23 protein-coding genes and 1 riboswitch are annotated in these 25,186 nt (G+C 33.3%); of the genes, 15 read left to right on the top strand and 8 right to left on the bottom strand.

Annotated features, from left to right (window positions below; all coding sequences use genetic code 11):
• The first annotated feature begins 456 nt into the window (after window positions 1-456).
• Both OM075_RS12720 and OM075_RS12725 read left to right on the top strand, forming a co-directional pair.
• Window positions 457-2,595: an amino acid permease gene (locus tag OM075_RS12720; protein WP_301190901.1), complete on the top strand. Its 2,139-nt coding sequence runs from the start codon at window positions 457-459 to the stop codon at window positions 2,593-2,595.
• Window positions 2,596-2,989: 394 nt separating this feature from the next.
• Window positions 2,990-3,550 carry a hypothetical protein gene (locus OM075_RS12725; protein WP_301190902.1) on the top strand — a complete coding sequence of 187 codons (561 nt, stop codon included), beginning with the start codon at window positions 2,990-2,992 and terminating at the stop codon, window positions 3,548-3,550.
• Window positions 3,551-3,649: 99 nt separating this feature from the next.
• Here the strand turns inward: OM075_RS12725 and OM075_RS12730 are convergent, their stop codons facing one another.
• Window positions 3,650-3,838 (bottom strand): CDGSH iron-sulfur domain-containing protein, encoded by a 189-nt coding sequence (locus OM075_RS12730; RefSeq protein WP_301190903.1) that lies wholly within the window; start codon window positions 3,836-3,838, stop codon window positions 3,650-3,652.
• 595 nt (window positions 3,839-4,433) lie between these two features.
• On the opposite strand from OM075_RS12730, the gene OM075_RS12735 reads away from it, so the two are divergent.
• From OM075_RS12735 to OM075_RS12755, 5 genes are all read left to right on the top strand, one after another.
• Window positions 4,434-5,108: a GOLPH3/VPS74 family protein gene (locus OM075_RS12735; protein WP_301190904.1), complete on the top strand. Its 675-nt coding sequence runs from the start codon at window positions 4,434-4,436 to the stop codon at window positions 5,106-5,108.
• Window positions 5,109-5,142: 34 nt separating this feature from the next.
• On the top strand, window positions 5,143-5,763 hold the full coding sequence (locus tag OM075_RS12740; RefSeq protein WP_301190905.1) for a CatB-related O-acetyltransferase: 621 nt from the start codon (window positions 5,143-5,145) through the stop codon (window positions 5,761-5,763).
• A 24-nt stretch (window positions 5,764-5,787) separates the two neighbouring features.
• Window positions 5,788-6,264 carry a hypothetical protein gene (locus tag OM075_RS12745; protein WP_301190906.1) on the top strand — a complete coding sequence of 159 codons (477 nt, stop codon included), beginning with the start codon at window positions 5,788-5,790 and terminating at the stop codon, window positions 6,262-6,264.
• 233 nt (window positions 6,265-6,497) lie between these two features.
• Complete coding sequence (locus tag OM075_RS12750; protein ID WP_301190907.1) at window positions 6,498-7,418, top strand: sugar phosphate isomerase family; 921 nt, start codon at window positions 6,498-6,500, stop codon at window positions 7,416-7,418.
• Between the two features lie 245 nt (window positions 7,419-7,663).
• On the top strand, window positions 7,664-8,524 hold the full coding sequence (locus tag OM075_RS12755) for a PHP domain-containing protein (protein WP_301190908.1): 861 nt from the start codon (window positions 7,664-7,666) through the stop codon (window positions 8,522-8,524).
• Between the two features lie 135 nt (window positions 8,525-8,659).
• Here OM075_RS12755 and OM075_RS12760 read toward each other — a convergent pair whose 3' ends face one another.
• From OM075_RS12760 to OM075_RS12780, 5 genes are all read right to left on the bottom strand, one after another.
• Entirely contained in the window at window positions 8,660-10,108 is a 1,449-nt protein-coding gene (locus OM075_RS12760; RefSeq protein ID WP_301190909.1) for a monomeric [FeFe] hydrogenase, read from the bottom strand.
• Between the two features lie 96 nt (window positions 10,109-10,204).
• A complete protein-coding gene (locus tag OM075_RS12765; RefSeq protein WP_301190910.1) occupies window positions 10,205-11,389 on the bottom strand; it encodes a SpoIIE family protein phosphatase in 1,185 nt (394 codons plus the stop codon).
• Window positions 11,382-13,124, bottom strand: coding sequence for a [Fe-Fe] hydrogenase large subunit C-terminal domain-containing protein (locus OM075_RS12770; protein WP_301190911.1), 1,743 nt, complete (start codon window positions 13,122-13,124; stop codon window positions 11,382-11,384). The genes OM075_RS12765 and OM075_RS12770 overlap by 8 nt, the downstream gene beginning before the upstream one ends.
• Window positions 13,125-13,160: 36 nt before the next feature.
• On the bottom strand, window positions 13,161-13,418 hold the full coding sequence (locus OM075_RS12775; protein WP_301190912.1) for an NAD(P)H-dependent oxidoreductase subunit E: 258 nt from the start codon (window positions 13,416-13,418) through the stop codon (window positions 13,161-13,163).
• 189 nt (window positions 13,419-13,607) lie between these two features.
• On the bottom strand, window positions 13,608-15,323 hold the full coding sequence (locus OM075_RS12780) for a sigma-54 interaction domain-containing protein (protein ID WP_301190913.1): 1,716 nt from the start codon (window positions 15,321-15,323) through the stop codon (window positions 13,608-13,610).
• A gap of 115 nt (window positions 15,324-15,438) precedes the next feature.
• On the opposite strand from OM075_RS12780, the gene OM075_RS12785 reads away from it, so the two are divergent.
• From OM075_RS12785 to OM075_RS12820, 8 genes are all read left to right on the top strand, one after another.
• The gene (locus OM075_RS12785) at window positions 15,439-16,359 is read left to right on the top strand and encodes a DUF6263 family protein (protein ID WP_301190914.1); all 921 of its coding nucleotides are present in this window, start codon (window positions 15,439-15,441) and stop codon (window positions 16,357-16,359) included.
• 285 nt (window positions 16,360-16,644) lie between these two features.
• Entirely contained in the window at window positions 16,645-17,325 is a 681-nt protein-coding gene (locus OM075_RS12790) for an energy transducer TonB (RefSeq protein ID WP_301190915.1), read from the top strand.
• A gap of 320 nt (window positions 17,326-17,645) precedes the next feature.
• Window positions 17,646-18,665, top strand: a complete 1,020-nt coding sequence (locus OM075_RS12795) for a DUF4837 family protein (RefSeq protein WP_301190916.1) — start codon at window positions 17,646-17,648, stop codon at window positions 18,663-18,665.
• A gap of 92 nt (window positions 18,666-18,757) precedes the next feature.
• The gene (locus OM075_RS12800; protein WP_301190917.1) at window positions 18,758-19,780 is read left to right on the top strand and encodes a tetratricopeptide repeat protein; all 1,023 of its coding nucleotides are present in this window, start codon (window positions 18,758-18,760) and stop codon (window positions 19,778-19,780) included.
• 114 nt (window positions 19,781-19,894) lie between these two features.
• Entirely contained in the window at window positions 19,895-20,086 is a 192-nt protein-coding gene (locus OM075_RS12805) for a sporulation protein Cse60 (RefSeq protein WP_301190918.1), read from the top strand.
• 65 nt (window positions 20,087-20,151) lie between these two features.
• Window positions 20,152-20,344: riboswitch (cobalamin riboswitch) on the top strand.
• A gap of 23 nt (window positions 20,345-20,367) precedes the next feature.
• Window positions 20,368-21,504, top strand: coding sequence for an ABC transporter substrate-binding protein (locus OM075_RS12810; RefSeq protein ID WP_301190919.1), 1,137 nt, complete (start codon window positions 20,368-20,370; stop codon window positions 21,502-21,504).
• Between the two features lie 3 nt (window positions 21,505-21,507).
• On the top strand, window positions 21,508-22,554 hold the full coding sequence (locus OM075_RS12815) for an iron chelate uptake ABC transporter family permease subunit (RefSeq protein ID WP_301190920.1): 1,047 nt from the start codon (window positions 21,508-21,510) through the stop codon (window positions 22,552-22,554).
• A gap of 17 nt (window positions 22,555-22,571) precedes the next feature.
• Entirely contained in the window at window positions 22,572-23,573 is a 1,002-nt protein-coding gene (locus OM075_RS12820; protein WP_301190921.1) for an ABC transporter ATP-binding protein, read from the top strand.
• A 46-nt stretch (window positions 23,574-23,619) separates the two neighbouring features.
• Here OM075_RS12820 and OM075_RS12825 read toward each other — a convergent pair whose 3' ends face one another.
• A complete protein-coding gene (locus OM075_RS12825) occupies window positions 23,620-24,051 on the bottom strand; it encodes an FKBP-type peptidyl-prolyl cis-trans isomerase (RefSeq protein WP_301190922.1) in 432 nt (143 codons plus the stop codon).
• A gap of 64 nt (window positions 24,052-24,115) precedes the next feature.
• Window positions 24,116-25,141 carry an endonuclease/exonuclease/phosphatase family protein gene (locus OM075_RS12830; protein WP_301190923.1) on the bottom strand — a complete coding sequence of 342 codons (1,026 nt, stop codon included), beginning with the start codon at window positions 25,139-25,141 and terminating at the stop codon, window positions 24,116-24,118.
• Window positions 25,142-25,186 lie beyond the last annotated feature (45 nt).

The raw sequence follows: 25,186 nt of genomic DNA on the forward strand, positions 1-25,186 counted from the left end.
AGTTTAAATTCAGGAACTGCTTTACAAGCTTGTTGTAGGTAAGATTCTCTACTCATTACAATTGTATTTAAAAATTAATAATGGTAGAAGATGTAGTTATCATACGAATTTTGTTAGTTTTAGCCTAAGCTCCCGCTCTGCGGGTTTAGTTCAACACGCTGGAATAAAGCATGGCTGGGTTCGCTCGTCCAGACATCTTAGTCATACCGTCTTAGTCCCCCTGGCGGGTGACACGACACCACGACTAACGCGCCACGACTTCATCCAGCAAACGTGGTGCCGCATAATGACGAATCCACCTCCGAAAGCCATTGTAATAAATAATAAAATAAACATATCCATTAATAAAAAGGCTTATTGATTGGGTTGTGAATTTAATATTCTACAAAAGTACAAGATAAAAAGATGTGTTTTATTCTTATCTTGTATACAATAGATCATTTAAATCATTAATGTATGGCTGTAAAAGATAAACTAAAAAAAGACTTAGGATTGTTCGATGTTTTTGCCATTAGCACAGGTGCAATGTTTAGTTCTGGATTTTTTTTATTGCCAGGTATTGCCTCTCATTATACTGGTCCATCCGTATTTTTAGCGTATTTATTAGCTGGAGTTTTAATATTGCCATCTATGTTTAGTATTGCTGAAATATCAACAGCTTTACCGAAATCAGGTGGTGCATATTTCTTTCTGGACAGAAGTTTAGGTCCTGTAATGGGAGCAATTGGAGGTTTGGGGACTTACTTTGCATTGATGCTAAAAACGGCTTTTGCGATTATTGGTATAGGTGCTTATGCCGCAATTTTTTGGGAAGTACCGGTAAAAATGGTTGCCATTGTTGTAACCCTTTTATTCATGATTTTAAATCTTGTAGGGGCAAAAAAAACATCTGCATTCCAAAAAGTGTTTGTAGTATTCCTAATCGTAATTTTAGTAATTTTTATTTTCAATGGTATGCTATCCATTTTAAGGATGGAATTCGTTAATAAGGATTCTGTTGGTAACCAGTTTACGCCATTCTTTTCCAATGGAATAGAAGGCTTGTTTGCAACAGTAGGTTTTGTTTTTGTGTCTTACCTTGGATTAACAAAAATAGCAAGTGTTGCTGAAGAAATTAAAAAACCCGAAAGAAACATTCCTTTAGGAATGATACTCTCTTTAGTTGTAACAAGTCTTATTTATGGCTTAGGTGTTTTTATTATGGTTGCAGTAATTCAACCATCAGAATTAGCCAACGACATGGCTCCAGCAGCTACTGCTGCCAAACATATTTTTAAATGGTTGCCAGAAAATGTGGGAGTAATGGTAATGTCAATAGCTGCTCTTGCTGCTTTTGCATCAACAGGAAATGCAGGTCTTCTATCATCATCACGTTACCCCTTTGCCATGGGGCGTGATAAATTATTTCCTGCTGTTTTTTCCAAAATAGGGAGTAATGGAAGCCCGATTGTTGCCATATTGCTAACAACTGCAGTAATCATATTATTTATACTTGTTTTATCCGAAGAAGGAATAGTAAAGCTTGCCAGCACCTTTCAACTGCTTATTTTTATTTTTGTCAATTTCTCGGTTATAGTATTTAGAAAAAGCAAAATAGAATCATATGATCCTGGTTATTTATCGCCTTATTATCCGTATATGCAAATTGTAGGCATAATAATTTCTTGTGTGCTCATTATTTATCTTGGGTGGATGCCCTTTCTTTTTACTTCTGGAATAATAATAATGGGTTTACTTTGGTATTATTTCTATTCACGGGGGAAAGTTAAACGGGAGGGCGCTATATATCATTGGTTTGCACTTTTGGGTGAAAATAGGTACGATGAGTTAGAAAATGAGTTGATGGAAATATTAAAAGAAAAAGGTCTTCGCGAAGGCGATCCTTTTGATGAAACGATCATTAAATCTAAAATTTCAATTATCAAAAAAAAGACCGATTTTGAGGCTATTTTAAATAAAGTCTCTGATGTTTTTTGCGCTAATTTTAATCTTTGTAAAGAAAATGCTATTGAAAAATTTATTAATTCTGCTTCCGATGACTCATATATAGCCATACCAAATGTGGTGGTTTTTAATGCGAAGTTCAAGGGTGTTATATATCCTTCAATGCAAATAGTTATTTGCAAAACACCAATAGATGGTAAACTTCCATTTAAAGACTATGGAATAAAAATGCCGGTTCAAATCTGCGTGTTTTTAGTTAATTCTGTTGAAAAGCCAAAGCAACAATTGCGCATGTTGTCAAGGCTTCTTGATATTTTAGAGAGAGAGGATATTGTGAAAGCCCTGCTAAATATGGATAGTCATCGTGAAATTAAGGAATATTTGTTGCAGAATGAACGTTTTGTAAGCATAAAACTATTAAAGGGAACCCCGCAAGAAGAGATGGTTGGTCGTCAATTAAAAGAGATTAAGTTACCTAAAGATGTTTTAATAGTATTAGTAGAAAGGGATAATAAAACTTTTGCACCTAATGGTTCTACAATTTTGATGAATAATGATATTCTAACAATACTTGGCGAAGCTAAATCTATTTCAAAATTATACAAAGATTATCTAACCTATGAAATTAAGAAAATAGATACTAGTTCTTGACAAATATGCTAACACTTAGCCTCTAATGTAGGGTTGCTTGCATACCCTATAAATTGTAGGGTTTGTTGAACTAAACAATATTCCAGCAACTAATCTGTAAGGTGTTAATCATGTGATTTTTACTTATAGTGTTTTAAATGGCATTTTTAAAGCTTTTTATATGGTTTTATCGTTGTCATTTTTGTGATATTTCAGCTAATAATGAATCCTTTTATTAATTTGTTGCACTTGATAGTAATACTGTTTTTTAACCACTGTTTTAACAAGAGGATATAGCATTCCCATTTACGCTTAATGGCATATTTGTTAGGTTTTTGGTATTAGAATATACGATAACGCAACCGTTAACAATAAAAATCATCAACTAAGCATTAATACAAATCATTCAGAAATTATGAAAAAAAGTATTTTATTATTAGTTGCCGTTGCTTTATTTACAAGTTGTGCAAAAGAGAGCTTAAATGTAGAAAAAGAAGAGACTGAATTCGTATGCAATTTAGGCTTAAAATTTGTTTTCTTAAATGAGCTTAATCAGGACTTAATAGAAGAAGCAAATTTTAAATCTTATCCAATAACCTTTAAGGATAGTTATTCCGAAATATCGAATGATGATTTAACCAAATATCAGAATGAAGTGTATTTTAATGGGAATGCTAATGTTTTGTCACATGATTCATACATCAATAAAAATGTTTGGGAAACCATTGTATATGGATTTGATAATATATCAAACTATGAAACCTATGTGCATTTTCAGGATAATTCAGTGGATACTATTTTAGTACAATATTTATTTACTACAGAATGTTTGGGAAGAAATTATTGTGCAGAAATAGCAAAGGTTTTCTACAATAATAATCTTATTTATTCAAGAGAAAATGATGCTGCAGATTACATATTTATTACAAAGTCGGGAGTTGATACAGCAGTAGAATTAAAGTATGCAGATGAGTGATTGTTAACGCCAAAATATTTAGTGTGATACAAAACAAAAGCTACTAAAACTAAAACTGTAAGAAGTCTTAATTTTGGTAGCTTTTTTCATAAAAGAATGTTATTCAGTAAATCCTACCTTTCGGTGTGATCCATCGCAAAAAGGTTTGTTTTTTGATGCTCCACATCGGCATAAATATGGGTTGGTATATTCTTTTGTTGTACCATCACTTGTTGTAATAGTTACTACGCCTTTTACTGCATATGGTCCATCTTTTAGGGCTTCAATATCCAATTTTAAATTTTCCATAATATTAATTTTATATGTTTAATTTTAATACAAGCATAACAACCATTTATATTTTTTGTTTAAAGTTTCGATAAAAAAGAGCTACAAATATTTTGCTTTGAAGGTGAGATGTTTATTATAATTGATTGTTATAGTTGCAATTATGGTTTTTAAGAAAAGAAATTTATTTTATTAAATATGTAGCAGGAAAAGGGTTATAGTAGTCATAATAAAAGACTCTACTAATTAAAGAAACGCTATGCAGAATTGAAGTTAGAAAGTGATTTTTATAGTAAAATACATGCCTAGCCTATAAATAGCACCAGAAAAGAGGTTAGGAAATATAAACCTTGGAGACAGCTTAATGATCCTGAATTTCCGGTTTTGATATCCTTATGGAGATCACTAGATTTATAGAGAAAGTAAAGATGCGCTTTCTGAAAGGTTTTCAAATGCTATTTTTTGTGACTATTTCTCAATGCGGGCATATTCCCTGGGACTAAAATTTAACTGAATTTGAACAAATATTGAAGGAATTTTATAGTTTAGCTAAATGTCAATAAATTAGTAAGTTCTAATTAGCTAGTTAATAAGATAATGCATAAACCAATAAACTATGGAAAATACCACAGCAAACAAATTTTTAATTTTAATTCAGCATCCTGAAAAGGCGAGGTTTCTTGTTTCTGAACAAATAAAAAATGTAGGTTTAATTGGTGCAATTTTACTTGATCTGGCTTATGAGAAATGTATTGAGATTGAAAATGGAAAACTTATCGTTAAATCTAATCACACTAGACTGTCTGAAACGCACAATAAAATTCTGGAAGAGTTAAGAAATTCATCCAGAATTAGAAAGATAAAAAACTGGATTAACAGATTTATAAGAAAAGTACGAAAGTATCAAAAAGAACTGCTGATAGAGCTTGAAAGAAAGGAATTTGTTTCGTTAGAACACAAAAAGTTTTTAGGTATCAGGTATTATAAATGTAGTTTGGTAAATGCTTCAATGCGTAATGGTTTAATAGAAGATTTAAGAGCCTTGGTGTTTAGCAATAAGGATATTACAAACGAAGATGCTTTGATGCTAAGTTTAGTTGATGCTTGTAAAATGTATAAAATTATTTGTAAGGATAGGAAAGAAATTAAGCTGTGCAGAAAGAGGTTGAAAGAGATTGTAGAGTTGAATTTAATTTCAGAGGGTGTAGATAAAGTTATTAAAGAAATGCAGACAGTAGTGATAGCTGCTGTTATGGCATCAACAGTTACAGCTACTGCAGGTTCAAATTAAATTCGTAATCAAGAAATTAATACACTAAAAAATTATGTCAGGGCCAGATAAAGACACCAGATTTCCGTTAGAGAATTATAATCGACTTTGTTTTTTGAAAAATGTTGTGAAGAATCCGAATATTATTGTTGGAGACTACACCTATTACGATGACTTTGATGATGTTGAAAATTTTGAGAAAAATGTAAAGTATCATTTTGATTTTATAGGTGATAAATTAATAATTGGTAAGTTTTGTATGATTGCTTCAGGTGTAAATTTTATTATGAATGGAGCCAATCATTTAACAAATGCAATTACTGCTTATCCGTTTGCTATTTTTGGAAATGGTTGGGAAAAAGCAATGGACAAAAAATCATACCCTCAAAAAGGTGATATAAACATAGGGAATGATGTTTGGATTGGCCATAATGCTACAATAATGGCTGGCGTAACTATTGGCGATGGGGCAATTATTGCTGCAAATTCAACTGTTGTTAAGGATGTAGAACCCTACGCTATAGTAGGAGGAAATCCGGCACAAGAAATAAGAAAACGATTCTCAGAAGATAAGATTGAAAAATTATTGGAAATTAAATGGTGGGATTGGAAAAAAGAGAAAATAACTAAAAATGTACAGAATCTGACTGGTAATGATTTGAATGAATTGATTTAAATAAGAAAAATCTTTTATAGCTCCATGAAGTTTTTGTTTTGCCTCATATTGGGCGTTTTAAGTAGTTTGTTTTTTGCTAATTCAATTATAAATAAGGAAGATGTAAGATCAAATACTAAAGTTAAAATAGTAACAGTTAGCAGTGTTTTAAATGATCAATTATTTCAAGATATTGATTGTTGTTTATTGGCAAAACATGAAATAGAACAAGTTGACTTAAATGATTCTATAATTTATTTAGTAAATAAATGTGAAGATAATATAGTTGGAATACTTGCCCGAAAGTGTAACTATCCTGATGGGATTTTAAGTAGTGAATCATCGATAAATAATGATACAATAACTACTGTAACTATTACCGAATCTATGGGGGATTATTTTCAAGAATATTATGAATTAATACGAGATTCGTGTATATGTAAATGGACTGTTGTTGATTACAAAAAAATAGAATTCGAAAAGGATTCTGTCAGAACTATTCAACGAATTGACATTCAGTGAACCTTGTTGAATCTTTGTGAAAAATAAATTAATCTTACCTTATTGATGAAAATATCCTTAAACCCTGAATTTTTTATCAACACTTTACTCCAGATCACTTTATACTCGAAGAAATGTAATTGATATTAGGGCTATTATCTTTAAAACATGTATTTTTGCCATTCTTTTATGATTTAGAATAATATCAGATTCTTCCATGTGCATCAGTATATGCACTCAAAAAAGTAAAAAGCATGAATATAAATAAATCGCAATTCACAAAATATGTAGACAGCAATAATACGTGGTTGTCAAAATCTGAAATTCAGGAATTTAGTTTTACAGATTATGGTATAAAACCCACCGTATTAGAAACTGAAGCCGAAGTTGGTAAAGCAATGTTAAACGAGCTTTATAGCACAGCTGAATTAAAAGAAGGAGATATAAATATTGCGCTTCTTGGAGGTAGAGGGGCACAGGAATTACATCGCCTGTTGGGTGAAATAGCTAAAACTGATGAACAGGATGCATTGCTTGCCAGATTAAATGTTTTTACTCAGGATGCTCTGGCTCCAATGGGTATGGGTAATAGCTTAAGCTTTGTTCGTGATTTTGAGAGAATTTTAGGCGACGCTTTTTTCAAAAAAATTAAAAGCTTCACTCCAATGCAAACAGATACAGATGATTTGGAAGCTGCACTAATTGGATATCTTACTAAAATGGAAGAATTAGGAGGTTTGGATATCTTTTTTATTGGTCACGGACCAGAAAAAAATCATGCATCGCACCTTGCATATATTAAACCATTTTCAGGAGCTAAATATCATCATGTGGCTGGTTTAATTCCAATATCCAGCAGTATTTTAGAACATCATATCAGTAAATTTAAGGCTGGTGGTAGCGTTGTGAATGAAAAGGATGAGAAAGAATGTCGCTCTGCGGAGTATATTCTTACATTAGGACCTGCTGCAATATTACAGGCTAAAAAGATTGTTCAGTCAGTAGTAGATGCAGAAACAGCTCCTGCAAAAGTGCAAACTTATGCCAATGTGCTGAATACTCAACTAAGTTCAGATAAAGAAGAGTTGGAGCAGCAATTAAATGCAAACCCAGGTCTGTGGATCAGATTGCATTCCAACACTAAATCTTTTGTATTGCCAAACTTAGGATTGTAAGATTATAATTCACACCGCTGAATACTCACTTATTGAATCAAATCTCATGGTAAAAGTGGGTATTCAGAATAATACAGTTACTTAACAGTAACTTAAACCAGCTTTTGCAAAAATTGCGTATTCTTGTTTTTTTGAGTACTGAGAATGGCATAAACTCATTTTTAAAGAAGTTTAAAATAATCCCAAATATATGAACTTAATGCCATGTAAGATGCTTTTATTATAAAGCATGATGAGGAGATAATATGATAGATTTACATACACATACAACAATTTCAGATGGAACATTAACGCCGAAAGAGCTGATGCTGGAGGCAAAAAAAGCCGGAGTATCTGCTATTGCAATTACAGATCATGATACCATTGCAGGTCTGGGAGAGGCGCAACAAGAGGCGGATAAACTTGGTGTTAATCTGATAAATGGAATAGAATTTAGCACTGCCTTTGGCAAAAATCGTCTACTTCATATATTAGGACTTGGGATAGATCCTCAAAGTGAAGGATTCTTGCGTGTTTATAATAAATATCGTCAGGAGAGATCAGATCTGTTAACAAAGGTTTTTGAAAAACTTCGTTCTATGGGTGTTGAAATAGAGCGTAAAGATGCAGAGCCATTTATTTGTGGTGGTTTAATGGATCGTCAGGCCATAGCAAAATGTTTGGTTCATAAAGGATATACTAAGAATGTAAAAGAGTCCTGGATCAACTTTCTGGATAAGGTTGATTATTTTGAAGGGGAACTTATTAAACCTGCGGATGCATTTAAAGCCATTCATGATGGAGGGGGTAAGGCATTTTTGGCTCATTATCATTTAAATATTGGTCTGAAAGGCTATTCTGATGAAGAAGCTCGTTCTTATCTGAAACAACTAAAAGAGTTTGGTTTGGATGGAATGGAATGTTATTATCCATCATTTACAGAGGAAGATAAACAGCGATGTTTAGCATATGTAGATGAATTTGATTTTATAAAGTCGGGAGGATCTGATTTTCATGGAGCCACCAGAGCACATGTAAAAATAGGCGTAGGTTCCGGGGATTTAAATGTTCCGGATGAACTATTGGAACCTATATGCCCTGAATTATTAGAGCTTATCAGTAAATAATAAGCTGAGCATACTTGGTAAAGTAAAATTGCCATTAAAATAAAATTCCCATGTCGGCATAAAAGCTAACATGGGATTAAGAAACATTAGTGTATTCAGAAAACAATAGAATTCAGATTCTATTGCAATATTTTGCTATTTATCGGTAGTAACAGTTTCAAGTTCACTTAAAAACTTTTTCATTGCAGCCTGACTTGCTTTGCTGGTAGAAACTGAGCCCGGACCATTGATACAACCACCTTCACATCCCATTACTTCAATAAAATTATAATCAGGAGCTTTTGCCGTAAAGGCTTTCAATAGTTTAATGTTTTTTCTGGTAAGACCATCAACTAAAAATTCTTTAAAAGCGTATCCGTTAGGAATTGAAGCTTTAATTGCATTGGCAACACCGCCGCTTAAAGCAAAACCACGGGCTTCGTTTGAGATATTTAATTTAAGATTTACTTCATCTGCTTCCGGGAACTGAATGTTGTAAGCTAAAAAGATCACGCTTAATTCCTCAAAAGTTAATACATAATCAACATTTTTTGCATGTTGAGCTTCGCTACGTTTAGCTAAACAAGGGCCAATAAATACTCTTTTTGCATTAGGGAAACGTTCCTTTGCAATTTCAGCAGTATAATACATTGGCGATTTTGTATGCGAAACATGAGGTTGAATTTTGGGGATATGCTTTTCGCTTAAAAGTGTATGTGCCGGACAACAAGATGAAGTCATAAACAAGTTGTTGTTTTGTACATTCTCAATCCATTCTGCAGTTTCATTTTGTGCAGTAACATCAGCACCTTCAGCAACTTCAATCACATGAGTAAAACCAATTTCTTTTAAGGCACCCAAAAGATTTTCTGGTTTAGCTTTAAACTGACCAAAAATTGCAGGCGCTACCATGGCTACCATTTCCTCTTTTTGCTTCAGGTTATAAGTAAGCTGAATTACCTGTGATTTTTCCATGATTGCACCAAAAGGACATGCTGTCATACATTTCCCACAATATATACATTTCGATTTGTCTATTACCTCAATACCATTTTCATCTTTTTTAATGGCATTTACAGGACAAGCTTCTTCGCATGGAACAGGCAGGTAAGCAATAGCATGGAATGGACATGCTTTTTGACATAATCCACAGTTTACGCATTTCTGGTGGTCAATAATCGCCTTACCGTTTAATACTCTGATGGCATCTTTAGGACAGTTTACCTGACAAGCTCTAGCTTCACATCCCTGGCATAAGTTACTTACTGTATAATTTACCTGAACACAAGAACTACATGCTTCATCAATTACAGTAAGGTGCTCGTCAGGAATTCCCTTTTTCTGTACAGACTTTTCTGCGTAATCTCTTAATGGTGTAAGTTCATCTTCTTCATCAGCAATACAAAAACCCATCATCGCCATTGCTTTGTATTTTATAACTGCACGGTCTTTATGCACGCAACAACGAATAGGAGTCTTGGATTTGGGTCTCATCTCAAGAGGGATTCTATCAATCTTTTCAAACAATTCATCTTCCTTTAATAGCTTAATTATTCGGGTTAATAATTCCCTTCGTGTTTGAATCGCATTGTTAAAATAGGTCATATTATTTTTAAGTTATTTATTTTCTAAAATAGTTTTCTCAATAAAGTTTTCCATGTTCATCACTCCAATAGAGTGATACTTTGTATTTGGGTTTATTTATAAATAGGTCGTACTTGTCTTCTTATAAAATTTATTTTCTAATATTTCGGTTATTCGTTTAATTACGTTTCTTCTTATTTCAAGCTCAACAGGTAAATTGGGATCCTGATGTGCATTATTGATTCTTGTTCCTGATATGAACTCAATTTCATCACTTTCGAGCATCATTTTTATAATTTTTCCAGATACGCCATCCGGTACATCAGCTTTACTTTCGTAATGTTGCATTTCTTCAGATACTTTAGCCAGGGTTATCACTCCTTCGGTAACCAGATCAACACCTTTCATTTGTGCTTGCGGGGGTAGTCCGGGTTGGTAATGATTCAAATCAATTTCAACTTCAGTATCTAATTCTCTTGCAACAATCTTGGCTGTTGTTCCGCCGCAAACAATTGTGTGTCCTTTGAATTGCTTAATGCTGTTAGCCAGTGTTACATCATTGTGTTTATGATACGGAGGTCCGGATACAATTAATAATTTCCGCGGCTTGCGATAATATAATACACAACATGAGGCATCATCTTTTAAAGATCCATTATCAATAGAAACAGCTCTGGAAATAATGCTTTGACAAAGGCTTTTAGCCGATATTTTTGGCGTTTCGCTTACTGTATTTTTAATATAATTTTTTAGTCCTGAAATTTGCCAGCCAAAATGCATTTCATCGCTTCCCATACCACATTGGGTTATTCCGTCACTCACTAAAATAATTCTATCCTCTTTTTTAAGACTAAAATTGTAGTGGTAGAGTTTATTTCTATTTGTTTTGATGTGGGTTAGCGTTTTTTCATTTTTTTGTAAATCAATAAAGTCACCATCTCTTAACAATAGTACAGATGGGTTATCATATTCCATGATGTTTACTTCACCACGATAATTTATATCAATGATTGAAAATGTAGAATAGCTTACTTTGCGTAAAGAATCCTCAGGAAGTGTTTTTGTGATAAATTCAGCAGTGCGCTCAATCGGTTCTCCGGCAAGAGTAAACTGAAGAGCCATTGTGCTGGTCATTGTAGCTGATACGTTGGCTTTTGCTCCGCTTCCTAATCCATCAGACATCACCGCAACAAAGCGGTTTTCCTCTTTTACTTTACTAAAGAGTACCGCATCGCCGCAAATTGACTCGCCAGCCTTTGCATAACATAAATTTTCTGCTTCTATTACAAATGGATTATGCATGCGATTCGCTATCAGTGTTTAAATGATTAGAATTTTCTTCGGAATAATCGGTTAGAATTGAGTTCAATAAAGAATCAGTAAAAGAAGCGTTCTCACCAAGTAAAGCAGCTATCTTTTGTACAGTTTCCATGTTCTTTTTGATTACAATCCGTGTTCTTTTTTCAATGATGTCGCTTCTGAATTCTTTGTTTTCAAAATTCTGAATAATTCCGGCAACCAGTTTGTACTTTTGAATATTGAAAATACTCAACTGAAAGCTCTTTCCATTTTGAACTACGGGTAATTGATTGTACTCTTTACCTGTGTGAATTGCTGTGGTAAAATGTTCCGTAAAATAACCGAGTTCATTAATGGATTTATTAACCAAATCTGAATTGATATGCTGAGAATCAAAATTGTTTTGCAATTGGAGCATATTCAAACAACTTTGATTAATTTCTTTAATATTTAAATCAGAGTCTACTAAAATTACACCAGAAGGTATTTTCTTTAGTAATAATGTAGCCTGATGGTGTGCAATTTTCTTCAAATGCGAAACGCACATATTTGTTTCAGCCATCCCGCTAAGAGTAGCCATAGCAAATTCGCGGCAAGTATTATATCCACAACTGCCGCAATTTAACTCGTCTTTAGGAGAATGTTTACCAATACTATATAAAGCTTCTTGTATATCTTCAGGTTTGTAGTCGGGTAAAATAACTGCATTCTGACCAAAGTAATCGCACTCAATATTTAATAGAATAGGATTTTCTTTTTTTGTAGTGTTTTCTTTAGGCTTACTGTTTAAAATTTCAATTTTTCGCTGAACTGGATTATTGTCTTCACTACAACCTGGTCCGTTTATACATCCTCCTTCACAAAGTAAAAGTTCTAAAAATACAGGACCATCATGTTGAATGGTGTTTAATGTATTTAAAACCTTTTTCACTTCATCAATACCTGCAAAAGATAGTTTTAACAAGTTGTTTGTTCCCTTACCAAAGGTGTTAATCATTCCTCCTTCAATGGGGTAGATGTTTCCATTTGTAGCTCTTTCCGGATAAAAATCTATCGTTTTACCCTTGCTGTTAGTTTCTGGTTTATCTGATTCGTTGATCCATTCTTTTAATTCATTAAAAGTAATAGCGGTATCAACTAATGATGGCCAGTTATCAGCTTCTGCTTTTTTAGCAATACAAGGGCCTATAAATACTATTTTAGTATCTTTTCCTCCGTTAGCTTTCAGGCTTTTAGCATGAGCCAGCATGGGAGAGAGGAACGGAATAATATTTACAACGTGTTGTGGGTAATATTTTTTGATGAGTTCAACTACACCCGGACAAGCAGATGAAATATAAACACCTTTGTTACGAGCCTTTAAAAACTGCTCAGTGTGCCCTGTTACAATCTGGGCACCTAAGGCAGTCTCTGAAATGTAGTTAAAACCTAAATTAGTTAATTGGGTAATAAACTCTTCGTCGGTAAAATGAGGGAATTCCGAACGAAAAGATGGTGCCACAGAAGCTATTGTTGTGGTACCTGACTTGATTAATTGTTTAACCCTTGATACACCATCTCTGATTTGCTTGGCATTTGCCGGACATACAGATACACATCGTCCACAGTATATGCAAAGTTCATCTATTATAGATGCTTTTTGTTCTGTTATTTTAATTGCTTTAGAAGGGCAGTTTCTAATGCATTTATAACAGTCCATACAATCATTTTCAATGGTGTAAATGGGTTTTGTATTCATAAAGAATGATGATTAATGCAAATTTTGGTGTTTGAATTAGCCTAATTTTTCCATCAGTATTTTTTCTACCTGAAAAGTTTGAACTTCTTCAAAGGTTTCATCATTAATTGTGATTACCGGACCTCTACTGCAATTCTCAGTACATAGATGCCCTCTAAAATCAAGTGTAGCAGCAATTTCTTTTTTCCCTTCAACGTATTGCTGAATAATTTTTAGGTTCTCTGCGTTTCCACGTGTGTAGCATGAGCTTCCCAGGCATATTCTAATTACGTTTTGCTTTTTTTGTGTATCCATAATTGCCATAGTTTGACCTGTTAATATCTATTTTTGTGCCAAAGTTGTTATGTTGTTGAAATATAGCTTTATGTAGTGTCGGGTGAGGATTAGTTAAATTAATATGTCCCATAATAGGACATCTATTATATTTAGTTGTGTTCATAAACGGAACGGTGTTCGAAAATAGGACGATCGATATTGAGTGTGTTAATCGGAATGATTAATATTGTATTTTTTAAGTTTTTGATATAAAGTATTTCTTCCAATTCCCAGAATCTTAGCAACTTTAGTCATGTTACCACTGTGTTTTTTGATGGCCATAAAGATATGTCTTTTTTCAATTTCCTGCAGTGTTAAATCAGGAATTGCTTCAATATTGACATTGTTGTTTTCGTATTGAACCTTATCTTTTTCGTGTTTTAAAATGTGGAAACTATCTAAAGATATTTTGCCATTAAAATTGACCAATTGTTCAATATAGTTTTCCAATTCTCTTACATTTCCAGGCCAGTCGTAATCCAACAATTGCTGTAAATCTGAATATCCCATATGGGGAATATCCTTATGTAACTTAAGACTTTTTTGATTTAGAAAGAATTTTATCAATGAGGGAATATCTCCTTTTCGTTCTTTTAAAGATGGAATGTATAATGGGATTACGCTGATTCTGTAGAAAAGATCCATTCTGAAATTTCCCTTTTCAACCTCATTCTGAAGGTTTTTGTTTGTAGCTGCAATAATTCGCACATCAATAGGAATGACTTTATCGCCACCAACTCTGGTTATACTACTTTCTTGTATGGCTCTTAATAATTTAACCTGCATATCAGGTTTCATATCTCCAATTTCATCTAAGAATAGTGTTCCGTTGTTGGCCAGCTCAAATTTACCCGGATGACCACCTTTTTTAGCTCCGGTAAAGGCGCCGTGTTCGTATCCAAATAATTCACTTTCTATCAGGTTTTCAGATATGGCAGCGCAGTTAATGGCAACAAAGGCGCCATTTTTTCTATTGCTTGCATTGTGAATACTTTGGGCAAAAACCTCTTTACCTGTTCCACTTTCGCCTTCAATTAAAATAGTTGAAGGACTGTTGGCTATGGTCTCAGCATAATCAATGGCCTGACGCATTATTTTACTTTTGCCAATAATATCATCAAAAGTGTATCTGGCCTCCATTCCTGTGTACTTGTTAACCAATTGGTAAACCTTTTCAATGGAGCGAAATGCCAAAACAAAGCCTATTTTAATACCATCGGTATCAATAATCGGAGAACAGTTTAAATTAAATTTTAATGAATCGGATGGAGTACTAATGGTCGTTTCTTTGTTTGAGACATCATTCCCCTGATTTACCATTTTAATGATGTCGTTCCAGGTGGGAATAAGTTTCTCTATTGAATAATCCAATAATTCAGTTCGGCGTATATCAAGTATTCTACAGCAATGATCGTTGGCGTAAATAATTTTTCCAGATGAGTTTGTAGACAAAACAGCAAAGTTTACTGCATTCATTATGGCAAAGGTAAATTGTTCTGTTTTATCTAATTGGTTTTGCTGTTTAATATCCTTAATGGATTGGGAGATGATTTCAGTAAGCAAATGAATGTAAGTTTTTGCGGTATTAATCTCTCCTTTTATTAATATACCAATGTGGTATGCTAAATCAGCATGGATAAAAAATTGATTAGAATAAAATGAAAAATCCTTCTTGTTCAGGATTTCATTATTAACCTCAGTTATTGTTTTGTGTGCTGAGGTATCTGGTAAAATTTTATGGTTATCAGTTGAATGATGAATAAGCAATTGTTGGTTTTCATCAAAAATGAAAATAGTAAGTGGCTCCAGAATTATTTCACTTAGTTCGTGTAAAATAAATCGTTTGATATGATTTGTAATGTTGTGAGCGTTTAACGTAACCATTTCATTTTATTTGAAGCTGCGCTGCAAAGCTAAATATTTTAATGCAAGAGTTAAAGTAATAATAAATTTTAGTAGGTTTATTAAGATTTTAAAAACTTATTAAACTTAATTTGTGATGAAAAAATATCAAATTCTAACGTTACTATGGGTAGTTTCATTTGCCTGTTTTGCTCAAAAGTCAACCCTGCAACTAAACTTAAAACAAGGACAGGAATACCTGCAAAAACAAGATTCTAAAATTAATATTGAACAGAATTTAAGTGGAATGACTATAAATATTGTGATGAATATTTATGGTGTGATGTCTTATAACGTTGATAAAGTTAATAGTGATTCCTATGATTTATCTGTAAAGTATAAGAGCTTGAAAATGAATATGCAAATGCCACAAGGGTCAATGGAATTTAGTTCGGATAAAATAGACGAAACAGATATGTTCTCAACGATATTAGGAGAAATGGTTGGTAAAACATTTTATATCACCATGCTGAAAAATGGGAAAATTAAAGAAGTAAGAAACACTGATGTTTTATTTGCTTCTATTTATGATAAACTTCCTAATGCTCCGGAGGCTCAGGTAGCACAAGTTAAAAAACAACTGCAAGATGCTTATGGAGGTGATGCTTTAAAAGGAAACCTTGAGATGGTTACTTCAATTTTTCCTGACCAACCAGTTAAATTAGGAGATACATGGAATGTTAGTACAAACATGAATTCAGGTTTCTCTGCTCTTATGAATTCAACGTATAAATATTTAGAAGAAGGTTCCGATTTTTATTTAATTGGAGGTGATTCTTCAATTAAAACAGAAGATACAGATACTTACGTTGAAAATAATGGTATGCAGATGAAGTATAACTTAAGTGGAAGTTTGGTTTCTAAAATTAAAATTGACAAATCAAGTGGTTGGATTATGGAAGCTAAAATAGATCAGGAATTAAAAGGAAACACAGAAATAAAAGGAAATGCCCAAATGCCTAATGGCATGTCAATACCTATGGTTATGAAAAATGATATGACCATAACAGGGAACTAATTTCTATTATGGATTGATAAAATACCATTAAAAATTAAAATGCCGCATTGTTTTACAGTGTGGCATTTTTTGTTGGTGGGCGTAATCGCCCGCAATAATTTCGCCCGGCTGGGCGATTATGCGCAGAAGTAAAAAATACAATTTCTTCTGTTTATGTCTTTTATTATATTGATAATTAATGGGATATGATTTAGTTGGACCCAAAGAGTGGTTTTTGGTATATAGCTTGATTTTAATATGGCATGACTGAATATTTCAGTTGTATGACCATATAAAATTTGAGTTATGGAAGTTAAAAAAAACAAAAAGTTTGATCTGGAGCGAAAACGCAATATGTTTTTGCAAATTGGATTTGTTATTGCCTTAGGGGTTTCGTTGGTTGCTTTTGAATGGAAAACGACCACAAATACAATTAAACAATTTGTTATTAATGATGGACCGGTTGATGAATTGGAATTGCCTCCTATTGTAAGAGAAAAAGAACCAGAACAGGCTAAGCCCGTTCCTCCTAAAGTTTCTGTTGAAGAAATTGTTATTGTAGAAGATGATACTCCCATTGAAGAGGAAATAGATTTTACTTCAGAATCTACAGAAGATTTAACGCTGGCCCTGGACGATTTTGCAATGGAGGATGATGCTGGTGACGAAGCAATTCCATTTGTAATTTTAGAAGATAAACCAGAATTTCCAGGTGGAGAAAGAGCTTTATTGAGATACTTAGCTAAATCCGTAAATTATCCGGTTATAGCCCAGGAAAACGGAATTCAGGGTAAAGTTTATTTAAGCTTTGTGATTGGTAAAACTGGTAAAGTAAGAGACGTAAAAATTCTTCGTGGGGCTGATCCATCATTAGATAAAGAAGCAATTCGAGTAGTTTCGTCAATGCCTGACTGGAAACCAGGAAAACAAAGAAATAAATTTGTATCTGTTTCCTACCAAGTGCCTATCAATTTTACATTACAATAATTATAATCGTTGATACTATAACTTGTTAATGTATTCTCAAATACAAAGTTAATAATGAAATAATTAACTACCCCGTTTTTCCCTTTTCGGGGTAGTTGAGTACATATCTTAACTATAACATTTGAAACACCCGAAAAGAATCAGTTCATCTTGGAAAATCAAAAGGATTTTTATATACGATGATAACTGTTTTTACTCGCGAGTTCCTTTTGTCCTTCTAAAATTAAATAAGATGAAACGAGCCATGAGAACGAATTTTAACTCATGAGGATGATATAATTGGCGAGTTCCATTTGGCAATTAAAAGAAAAAATAAACATATGAAAACTTTACTATATACATATCAGAATATTAGTGCTTTTAGAAAAATGCTATTTATCGCGTTTTTAGGAGTAATGTTAATTGCAGCATGTAAAACACAGAGTAGTGAAAATAATATTCGTTCTATTGGTGCGCCAGGTGAATTATTAATTGTTATAGATCCTTCCTTTGAAAACACTATAGTAAAAGAAAAAGTAATTGAATTTGCAACTCAGGAGTTTCCTTGCATACCCCAGCCTGAACCTACATTTAGAATTACAACAATTACTCCCGGCGATTTTGAAGGTCATTTTAAAACTTATCGGAATATTTTAATCATAAATCAGAGTATTATTCAAAAAGCACAAGTAAAATATAAGAGAAATGTATGGGCAAATGGTCAACAGGTAGTTGAGGTGGATTTTTCCGGAGCTGAAAATTTTGTGAATATGTTTGAGGATAATCAAACCCAAATATTTAATCACTTGTACTATGGAGATATAAATACTTTAGCTAACGCCAATAAAAAAGGAGCAGATGCAGCCACAGCACGTTACATTAAAAATAAGTATAATTTGGATATTGTGATACCACAAGGCTATCGTCTGGTAAAAGATACTTTAGGTTTTACATGGTTTAGATATGATAAATTAGAAACCATACAATCAGTTATCTTTCATGAGTTTAATCTGGATAGCATACAATCTTTGAGTACTTCAGATTTAGTGGCACTTAGAAATAGGGTATCTAAAAAATTCGTTCCGGGACCTAATTCAAAATCATTTATGACCACAGAAGATCGCTTGCCAGTAGTGACCCAGCAAATTATGAACCAGGATATGGATATTATTGAAATGCGAGGCTTATGGAAGGTTGATGGTTATTTTATGGGAGGTCCATTTGTAAATTATTTTATTAAAGATGAAGCGAATCATAAACTAATCATGATAGAAGGTTTTGTCTATGCACCAAAAAAACAAAATAAGGCCTATTATGTGCGTCAGGTTGAATCTATTTTGCATTCGTTAAAGTTTAGTTAAATCGCTCATAGTTAACATTTTTTTTAAACGAAGAATGGAGTCTTTGGATAATAATTACTTTATTTGCGGTTAATAAAATACGAGGAATTATTATGTTGAAACAGGTATTGATTATTGCATCTATTATTTTTAGTATTATTGGTGGTTTAGATGCTCAAACTAAAGATTTAGAAACAATAATCTCAAGAGGTGTTGCAGAGTATGAGTTAGGAAATTATGAAGATGCATTGAATTTCTTTAAACAGGCTTATAAATATGATAAATCGTCAAGTGTTGCTTGTTATGAGTTGGCACTAACTCATTTGGCGTTAAAAGATAACGAAAATGCTGCTCTTTTTAGTGGTAAATTAATTACTCGTAAAAATGCAGAATATCAGGAAGATGCTTATTTAATAAATGGATCGGCCTGGGAGAATTTAGGAAGAGAACACAGAGCCCGAAAGATCTATAAAGAAGGAATTAAAAAATTTCCTGGCAATTACTTGTTACGATATAACCTTGCATTGTCTTTATTTAATAGCAAAGAATATGATGAGGCTCAAAAATATGCCATCTCCGCAGTAGAACTGGCTCCGGATCATGGTAGCAGTCATTTATTGCTGGCTTATATAATGTTTGATAAGGGTGAGCGAGTAAAGAGTATGTTACCATTGTACTATTTTTTGTTAATTGAACAAGATAGTGATCGAAGTACTACAGCATATGATTTGCTCACTTCATTATGGGAGCAAGGAGTTACGATGAAAGGGCAAAGAGAAATTATGTTGGTCAATGCTGGCTATAAGTATAGTGACTTTGGTTCTGCCGAATTGGCTATTAGTTTAATGAAAGCTGCAGAAAAGAGTAATGAAATGGACGGATTGCAAAATAAACTCATCAATTTTGCCCAAAACAATCAGACCTTATTTAAACTTTTATCAGAGGCAGCAATAGAGAAAGAAGGATTTTGGTGGGATTTTTATGTTGACTTTTTTACTAAAATAGAAGAAAATAATCTTTCAGAGCCCTTTAGTTACTTTATAAGTAGCTGTAAACATAACGAAGATGTATTATTGTGGCTTTCTGAACATCATAAAGATTTTCAGAGATTTACGGCATGGATGGAAGTGTATTAATAAACAAAAACTATTTATTTGTCAATATTGTGAGTGTTTTTTGAATCCAAAATCAATCTCATACGTAACATAACTTCGATGAAGAAGAATATTAACTATTAAACATTATAAGTTATGTCAAAAATTAAAACAAAACATTTTCAATATACAGGATTAGATGATTTTGATAAAGTTATCGACCAGCAGATAAATGATTATATACAAGAAAAAAATATAGATTCTGATAAGCTGATTGATGTTAAGTATTCAGCCCATTCAAGTCAGGGGGTTAATACTTATTCCGCATTGCTGATATTCGAAGCATAAAAGAATCAGGAAAAAATCAATTAAAAGGTTGTGTTATTTATTTATAACACAGCCTTTTTTTATGTACTTTTGTGTCCTCTTGTGGTAATACTTAAAGTATTTAAAAGGGAATCCTGTTACTTAGCATTATTTAAGGATTCAGGAACTGTACCCGCAGCCGTATTCTACCTATTTAGGTGAGATTAATACCACTGTTTTTATAATGGGAAGGTACTCAAAAAAGAAAGTCGGAAAACCTGCCATAAGATCATGTTTCATTATCCTTTCGGGAGATAAAAGTTATGATGAGAAATTTCATTTTTATAGGTATTGTTGTTGCAGGATTTCTGGTGTCTTGTGGTCAGAAGAAATCTGATAGAATTGCTGCAACAGAACAGGTAATGCCGGATTCAGTTTATAATTCTGTTTATGCTAACAGGTTTACAATTAAATACTTTAATAAGTATAAGGAAATACAGGTTGTACATCCCTGGGACTCCACAGCTGCGCCAATAAGTATTGTATTATCATCAGATTCTCTTTTCTTAAAAGATCATCCTCAAGCGATTAAATTGCCTATAAGGAGATGGATTTCGGTGGCTTCTACCCAAATATGTTATGCAAATGAGTTAGATGCTCTAAGCACCCTTGTGGGAATAGCAGAGCCCGAATATGTTTCCAATGAATATGTTCAGGATGGATTAAATAATGGTTCTATCAGAAATATAGGAACAGCCTATTCACCTGATATGGAAGTTGTTTTATCTTTAAATCCGGATATGATGATGGTATCTCCGTTTAAGGATGATTACTATGGACCTTTGCGAGAAGCCGGGATTAAGGTGGTAACAAATAGCAGTTATCTTGAAAATACACCACTGGGAAGAGTAGAATGGTTAGTTTATTTCTCTGCCTTTTTTAATAAAGAAAAAGAGGCCCTGGAAAAAGTGGATCAATTAGCTGCTAAATATGAGCAAGTAAAATTAGAAGCTACAAAAGCTTCTTCCCGCCCGAGTGTATTTTCAGGAAAAATATTTCAGGGCATATGGTATGCTCCGGCAGCGCAGAGTTATAAAGCAAACTTTTTTAAAGATGCTGGTGTGGAGTATATTTTTAAAGACAAAGATGGAGTAGGTTCTTTAACTTATGATTTTGAAACAGTATATGAGGCTGCAGGTAATTGTGATTATTGGTCATTGTTGGTGAATTATCCCGGAGAATATAGTTATGCTGCATTGAGTAAGGAAGATGCGAGATATGAGGATTTTAACGCATATAAAAACAGGAGTATAATATATTCAAATACATCAACTTCAAAATATTATGAGGAGGGTTTGTTAAGACCGGATTTGATACTGTCGGATATGGTTAAGCTGTTTCATCCTGAGTTATTACAAGGCTATGAACCTGTATTTTATAAAAAGCTGACTAAAGAGTAAAGTATGCAGGGAGAAGTTGCAAAAAGCAGAAAGAAATTGGCTTTTGCCGGTTTAGGGGTGTTGTTATTACTGTTGCTTATTATGAATATCTCGTTGGGATCAGTATATATTCCATTTAGTGTAATCTTCAAATGGATTGCAGGGCAGGGAACTGAAAATGAGATATGGGGAAATATTCTTCTGAAGTCAAGATTTCCGCAAACGATAACAGCCTTATTAGCCGGAGCTGCTTTAGCTGTAGGAGGATTACAAATGCAAACTTTATTTAGAAACCCTCTGGCAGGTCCGTCCATTTTAGGAATTAGTTCAGGAGCCGGACTTGGTGTTGCTATAGTTGTATTATCATTCGGTATTTTTGGAGGTTTATCCACATTAGTTGCTAGTTCTTTTGGAGTGATAACTATATCATTTGCTGCTTTTATAGGTGCGTTTGGTGTTTTGTTTATGGTTTTATTTTTAGCCAGAAAACTTAAAAATAATGCCATGCTTTTGATCGTAGGTATTATGGTTGGTTACGCTTCGAGTGCCATAGTTGGATTATTGCAGTTTTTTAGTGCAAAGGAAGATATAAAAAGTTATGTAGTATGGGAGTTGGGCTCCTTTAATAATATATCATGGGATAAACATTTAATATTTATTCCTTTGTTAATCATTGGACTTATAGGTTCTTTATTTTTGATCAAATCATTAAATGTTTTATTGTTGGGTGAAAACTATGCTTCAAATCTGGGATTGAATATAAAGCGATCCAGATTGGGAATTTTGGTTGTTACCGGTTTATTAACTGCCACAGTAACTGCTTTTTGTGGTCCTATTGCCTTTTTAGGTTTAGCCGTTCCTCATTTATGTAAAGGATTATTTAAAACGGCTGATCATTCAGTATTGATACCTGCAGTCATGGTTTTAGGGGCTTCTCTTGCTTTGTTTTGTAATGTAATAGCCCGATTGCCCGGATTTGATGGAGCCTTACCTATAAATGCAGTTACTTCATTAATTGGTGCACCAATTGTTGTATCTGTAATTTTAAAAAGAAGAAATTTATCGCAATAAGTTGTGTAGTTTGGATTATGATGAAGGAATTATTAAAAGTAAATCAACTCTCTGTAGGCTACAATAGCGGATCAGCTCCTTTGCACTCAAATATCAATGTTGAGGTATTGGAGGGTGAGTTTATTTGTTTGTTAGGACCTAATGGAGCAGGAAAATCTACACTAATTAAAACCTTGTCTGGTTTTTTACAACCAATACATGGGACTGTTTTATATGGAGAGCAAGATTTAAATACACTACCTGAATCTCAAATTTCGAAAATGGTAAGTGTTGTTCTTACGGACCGTATTCAAATACAAAATCTTACTGTTTTTGAGCTGGTTGCTCTGGGAAGAACACCTTATACCGGATTCTTTGGTAAATTAACTCCTGACGATGTGCAGTTGGTTCATAAGGCTATAGATGAAGTTGGTTTAAAAGGCTATACTTACAAAACCATTGATAAAATGAGTGATGGAGAGCGTCAAAAGGCCATGATTGCTAAAGCGCTTGTACAGGAAACTCCTTTTATCATTTTGGATGAACCAACAGCGTTTTTAGATCTTCCGGCTAAACTAGAAATTATGCAACTTCTCAAGAGGTTGTCCTGCGAAAAGAAGAGAGGTATTTTATTGTCTACGCATGATTTGGAAATGGCACTTCAAATAGCAGATAAAATTTGGTTGTTAGCTCAGGGTAAAGAATTAAAAGTTGGAATTCCTGAAGATCTTATTTTGTCAAATGATTTTAAAACTTTTTTCGAGCGGGAAGGAGTGGTGTTTGATAATAATTCAGGTTCGTTTAAGTATCACAGAATTAATAGTAAGCCGGTTGCTTTAGAGGGGGATAGTGTGGCCTCAAAATGGGTTGGAAGAGCTCTTTATCGATTGGGCTATAATCCTGTATCGGATAGCTGTGAATATAAGATTAATGTTGTCTCAAATGGTGACAATCTATATAGTTTCTATGAAAACGACAAACTTATGATTGAATGCAATAAAATACAGACTCTAATGGAAAAGGTTGTAGAAACATATTAGAGCAAGGTTTGTATTGAGAATCTGACATGTAAAAGTTGAATTCACATCAATAGAATTCAACCAGATTTACATCAAAAATAACCACAGCGTAAGGACCAATTCTACCACCAGAACCTTTTTTACCCCAGCCTAATTCAGGAGGTACAAAAAACTTATAGCGGGCACCTGGTTTCATCATCATTAAGCCTTCCTGATAACCTTCAATGGTTTCATTCAGTTTAAACTCCATGGTTGAATTTTCTTTATAGGTGTCATCTAATACTTTACCACCTAAAAGCATAGCGCGTTGATGTACAATCACAATGCTGTTTTCATCCGGAGAATCGCCTTCACCTTCTTTTATAATTTCGTATTGAAGACCGGAAGCTGTTTCTTTGATATTGGGCTTTTTAATGTTTAGAGCCAGAAAGTCATCAGAGTTCTTTCTGTTTTGACCTGCTGACCCACCTAATTTTTGTTTTTTATTTCCTCTCGCCATATCTTATGTTTGTGGCAAATATAATAATTAGCATTAAAAAGCTCCAAATCGTAGATTTACACTGCTATTTTAAAACGATGTATACAGGTAAATGGTCGCTGTAACCTTTTAAATAAGTTCTTCCACCAAAAGTTCTTAATAAATATCCCTTGTATTTCCCATCTTGCTGAAATAAAAATGGTTTGTTAAACACAACTGCAGTATCTAATGATAATCCAGAAGTACTTTGAATTAATGGATCAGAAACAATGATCTGATCAAATAAATCCCATTCTCCTTTGTAATATAAAGTTCCTTTACCTGATTTATAAATATCTGCCATGGTGTTGTGTAGCTTAAATGGCTGAGCTAGATTTTCATCTTCTTTTAAAAGATATTTTGTAACAGATACATCTGTTGGATTGTCATTAAGATCCCCCATTGTAATGATTTTAGAATGGATGTTCTGATTCAGTAATGAATCAATAATGTGTCTGTTAAGCTCAGCAGCTGCTTTTCTTAAAGGAATACTTCTTTCAGTTCCTCCATATCTGCTGGGCCAGTGATTAACAATAATATTTAAAGTATCGGAGTTTAGTATTCCTTTTACCAATAATTGATCACGGGTAAAAATTCTGTTACCTGAATCTATATCATGAATTAATAAAGGGAAATACTTCTTGTCAATCACCTGAAATGATTCAGCTTTGTATAAAAGTGCCACATCAATACCCCTTTTATCCGGAGAATCCTGATGTACAATCTGATAATTGAATTTACTAAGGTTCGTACTTGATATTAAATCTTCAAGTACCTTTTTGTTTTCTACCTCACATACACCAATAATATCAGGAGCGATTAAGCTTTGATCTTCACCAAGTTTTGCAATAACCTGACTCATGTTATTAATCTTGGTATTGTATTTTTCAGTATCCCAATTTTTAGAACCATCAGGTGTAAATTCTCCATCTCTGATGTTTGGATCATTTATGGTATCAAATAAATTTTCGAGATTATAAAACGCAACGATTCGTTTTTGAGCAGGTTGGTTGGTACATTGAAAAAAAACAATTGATAATAAGCATATTATCGCAAATATTCTTGTATTCATCTATTAAAGTTGTTATAAGATTAGATGTAGCTTTAATACGCAAAG

The organism is Plebeiibacterium sediminum (genome assembly GCF_026013605.1).
Lineage (GTDB): Bacteria > Bacteroidota > Bacteroidia > Bacteroidales > Marinilabiliaceae > Saccharicrinis > Saccharicrinis sediminus.

Coding starts and splice junctions, on each gene's coding strand:
- OM075_RS12720 (WP_301190901.1), top strand. CDS start 457: ATGGCTGTAAAAGATAAACTAAAAAAAGACTTAGGATTGTTCGATGTT.
- OM075_RS12725 (WP_301190902.1), top strand. CDS start 2,990: ATGAAAAAAAGTATTTTATTATTAGTTGCCGTTGCTTTATTTACAAGT.
- OM075_RS12730 (WP_301190903.1), bottom strand. CDS start 3,838: ATGGAAAATTTAAAATTGGATATTGAAGCCCTAAAAGATGGACCATAT.
- OM075_RS12735 (WP_301190904.1), top strand. CDS start 4,434: ATGGAAAATACCACAGCAAACAAATTTTTAATTTTAATTCAGCATCCT.
- OM075_RS12740 (WP_301190905.1), top strand. CDS start 5,143: ATGTCAGGGCCAGATAAAGACACCAGATTTCCGTTAGAGAATTATAAT.
- OM075_RS12745 (WP_301190906.1), top strand. CDS start 5,788: ATGAAGTTTTTGTTTTGCCTCATATTGGGCGTTTTAAGTAGTTTGTTT.
- OM075_RS12750 (WP_301190907.1), top strand. CDS start 6,498: ATGAATATAAATAAATCGCAATTCACAAAATATGTAGACAGCAATAAT.
- OM075_RS12755 (WP_301190908.1), top strand. CDS start 7,664: ATGATAGATTTACATACACATACAACAATTTCAGATGGAACATTAACG.
- OM075_RS12760 (WP_301190909.1), bottom strand. CDS start 10,108: ATGACCTATTTTAACAATGCGATTCAAACACGAAGGGAATTATTAACC.
- OM075_RS12765 (WP_301190910.1), bottom strand. CDS start 11,389: ATGCATAATCCATTTGTAATAGAAGCAGAAAATTTATGTTATGCAAAG.
- OM075_RS12770 (WP_301190911.1), bottom strand. CDS start 13,124: ATGAATACAAAACCCATTTACACCATTGAAAATGATTGTATGGACTGT.
- OM075_RS12775 (WP_301190912.1), bottom strand. CDS start 13,418: ATGGATACACAAAAAAAGCAAAACGTAATTAGAATATGCCTGGGAAGC.
- OM075_RS12780 (WP_301190913.1), bottom strand. CDS start 15,323: ATGGTTACGTTAAACGCTCACAACATTACAAATCATATCAAACGATTT.
- OM075_RS12785 (WP_301190914.1), top strand. CDS start 15,439: ATGAAAAAATATCAAATTCTAACGTTACTATGGGTAGTTTCATTTGCC.
- OM075_RS12790 (WP_301190915.1), top strand. CDS start 16,645: ATGGAAGTTAAAAAAAACAAAAAGTTTGATCTGGAGCGAAAACGCAAT.
- OM075_RS12795 (WP_301190916.1), top strand. CDS start 17,646: ATGAAAACTTTACTATATACATATCAGAATATTAGTGCTTTTAGAAAA.
- OM075_RS12800 (WP_301190917.1), top strand. CDS start 18,758: ATGTTGAAACAGGTATTGATTATTGCATCTATTATTTTTAGTATTATT.
- OM075_RS12805 (WP_301190918.1), top strand. CDS start 19,895: ATGTCAAAAATTAAAACAAAACATTTTCAATATACAGGATTAGATGAT.
- OM075_RS12810 (WP_301190919.1), top strand. CDS start 20,368: ATGATGAGAAATTTCATTTTTATAGGTATTGTTGTTGCAGGATTTCTG.
- OM075_RS12815 (WP_301190920.1), top strand. CDS start 21,508: ATGCAGGGAGAAGTTGCAAAAAGCAGAAAGAAATTGGCTTTTGCCGGT.
- OM075_RS12820 (WP_301190921.1), top strand. CDS start 22,572: ATGATGAAGGAATTATTAAAAGTAAATCAACTCTCTGTAGGCTACAAT.
- OM075_RS12825 (WP_301190922.1), bottom strand. CDS start 24,051: ATGGCGAGAGGAAATAAAAAACAAAAATTAGGTGGGTCAGCAGGTCAA.
- OM075_RS12830 (WP_301190923.1), bottom strand. CDS start 25,141: ATGAATACAAGAATATTTGCGATAATATGCTTATTATCAATTGTTTTT.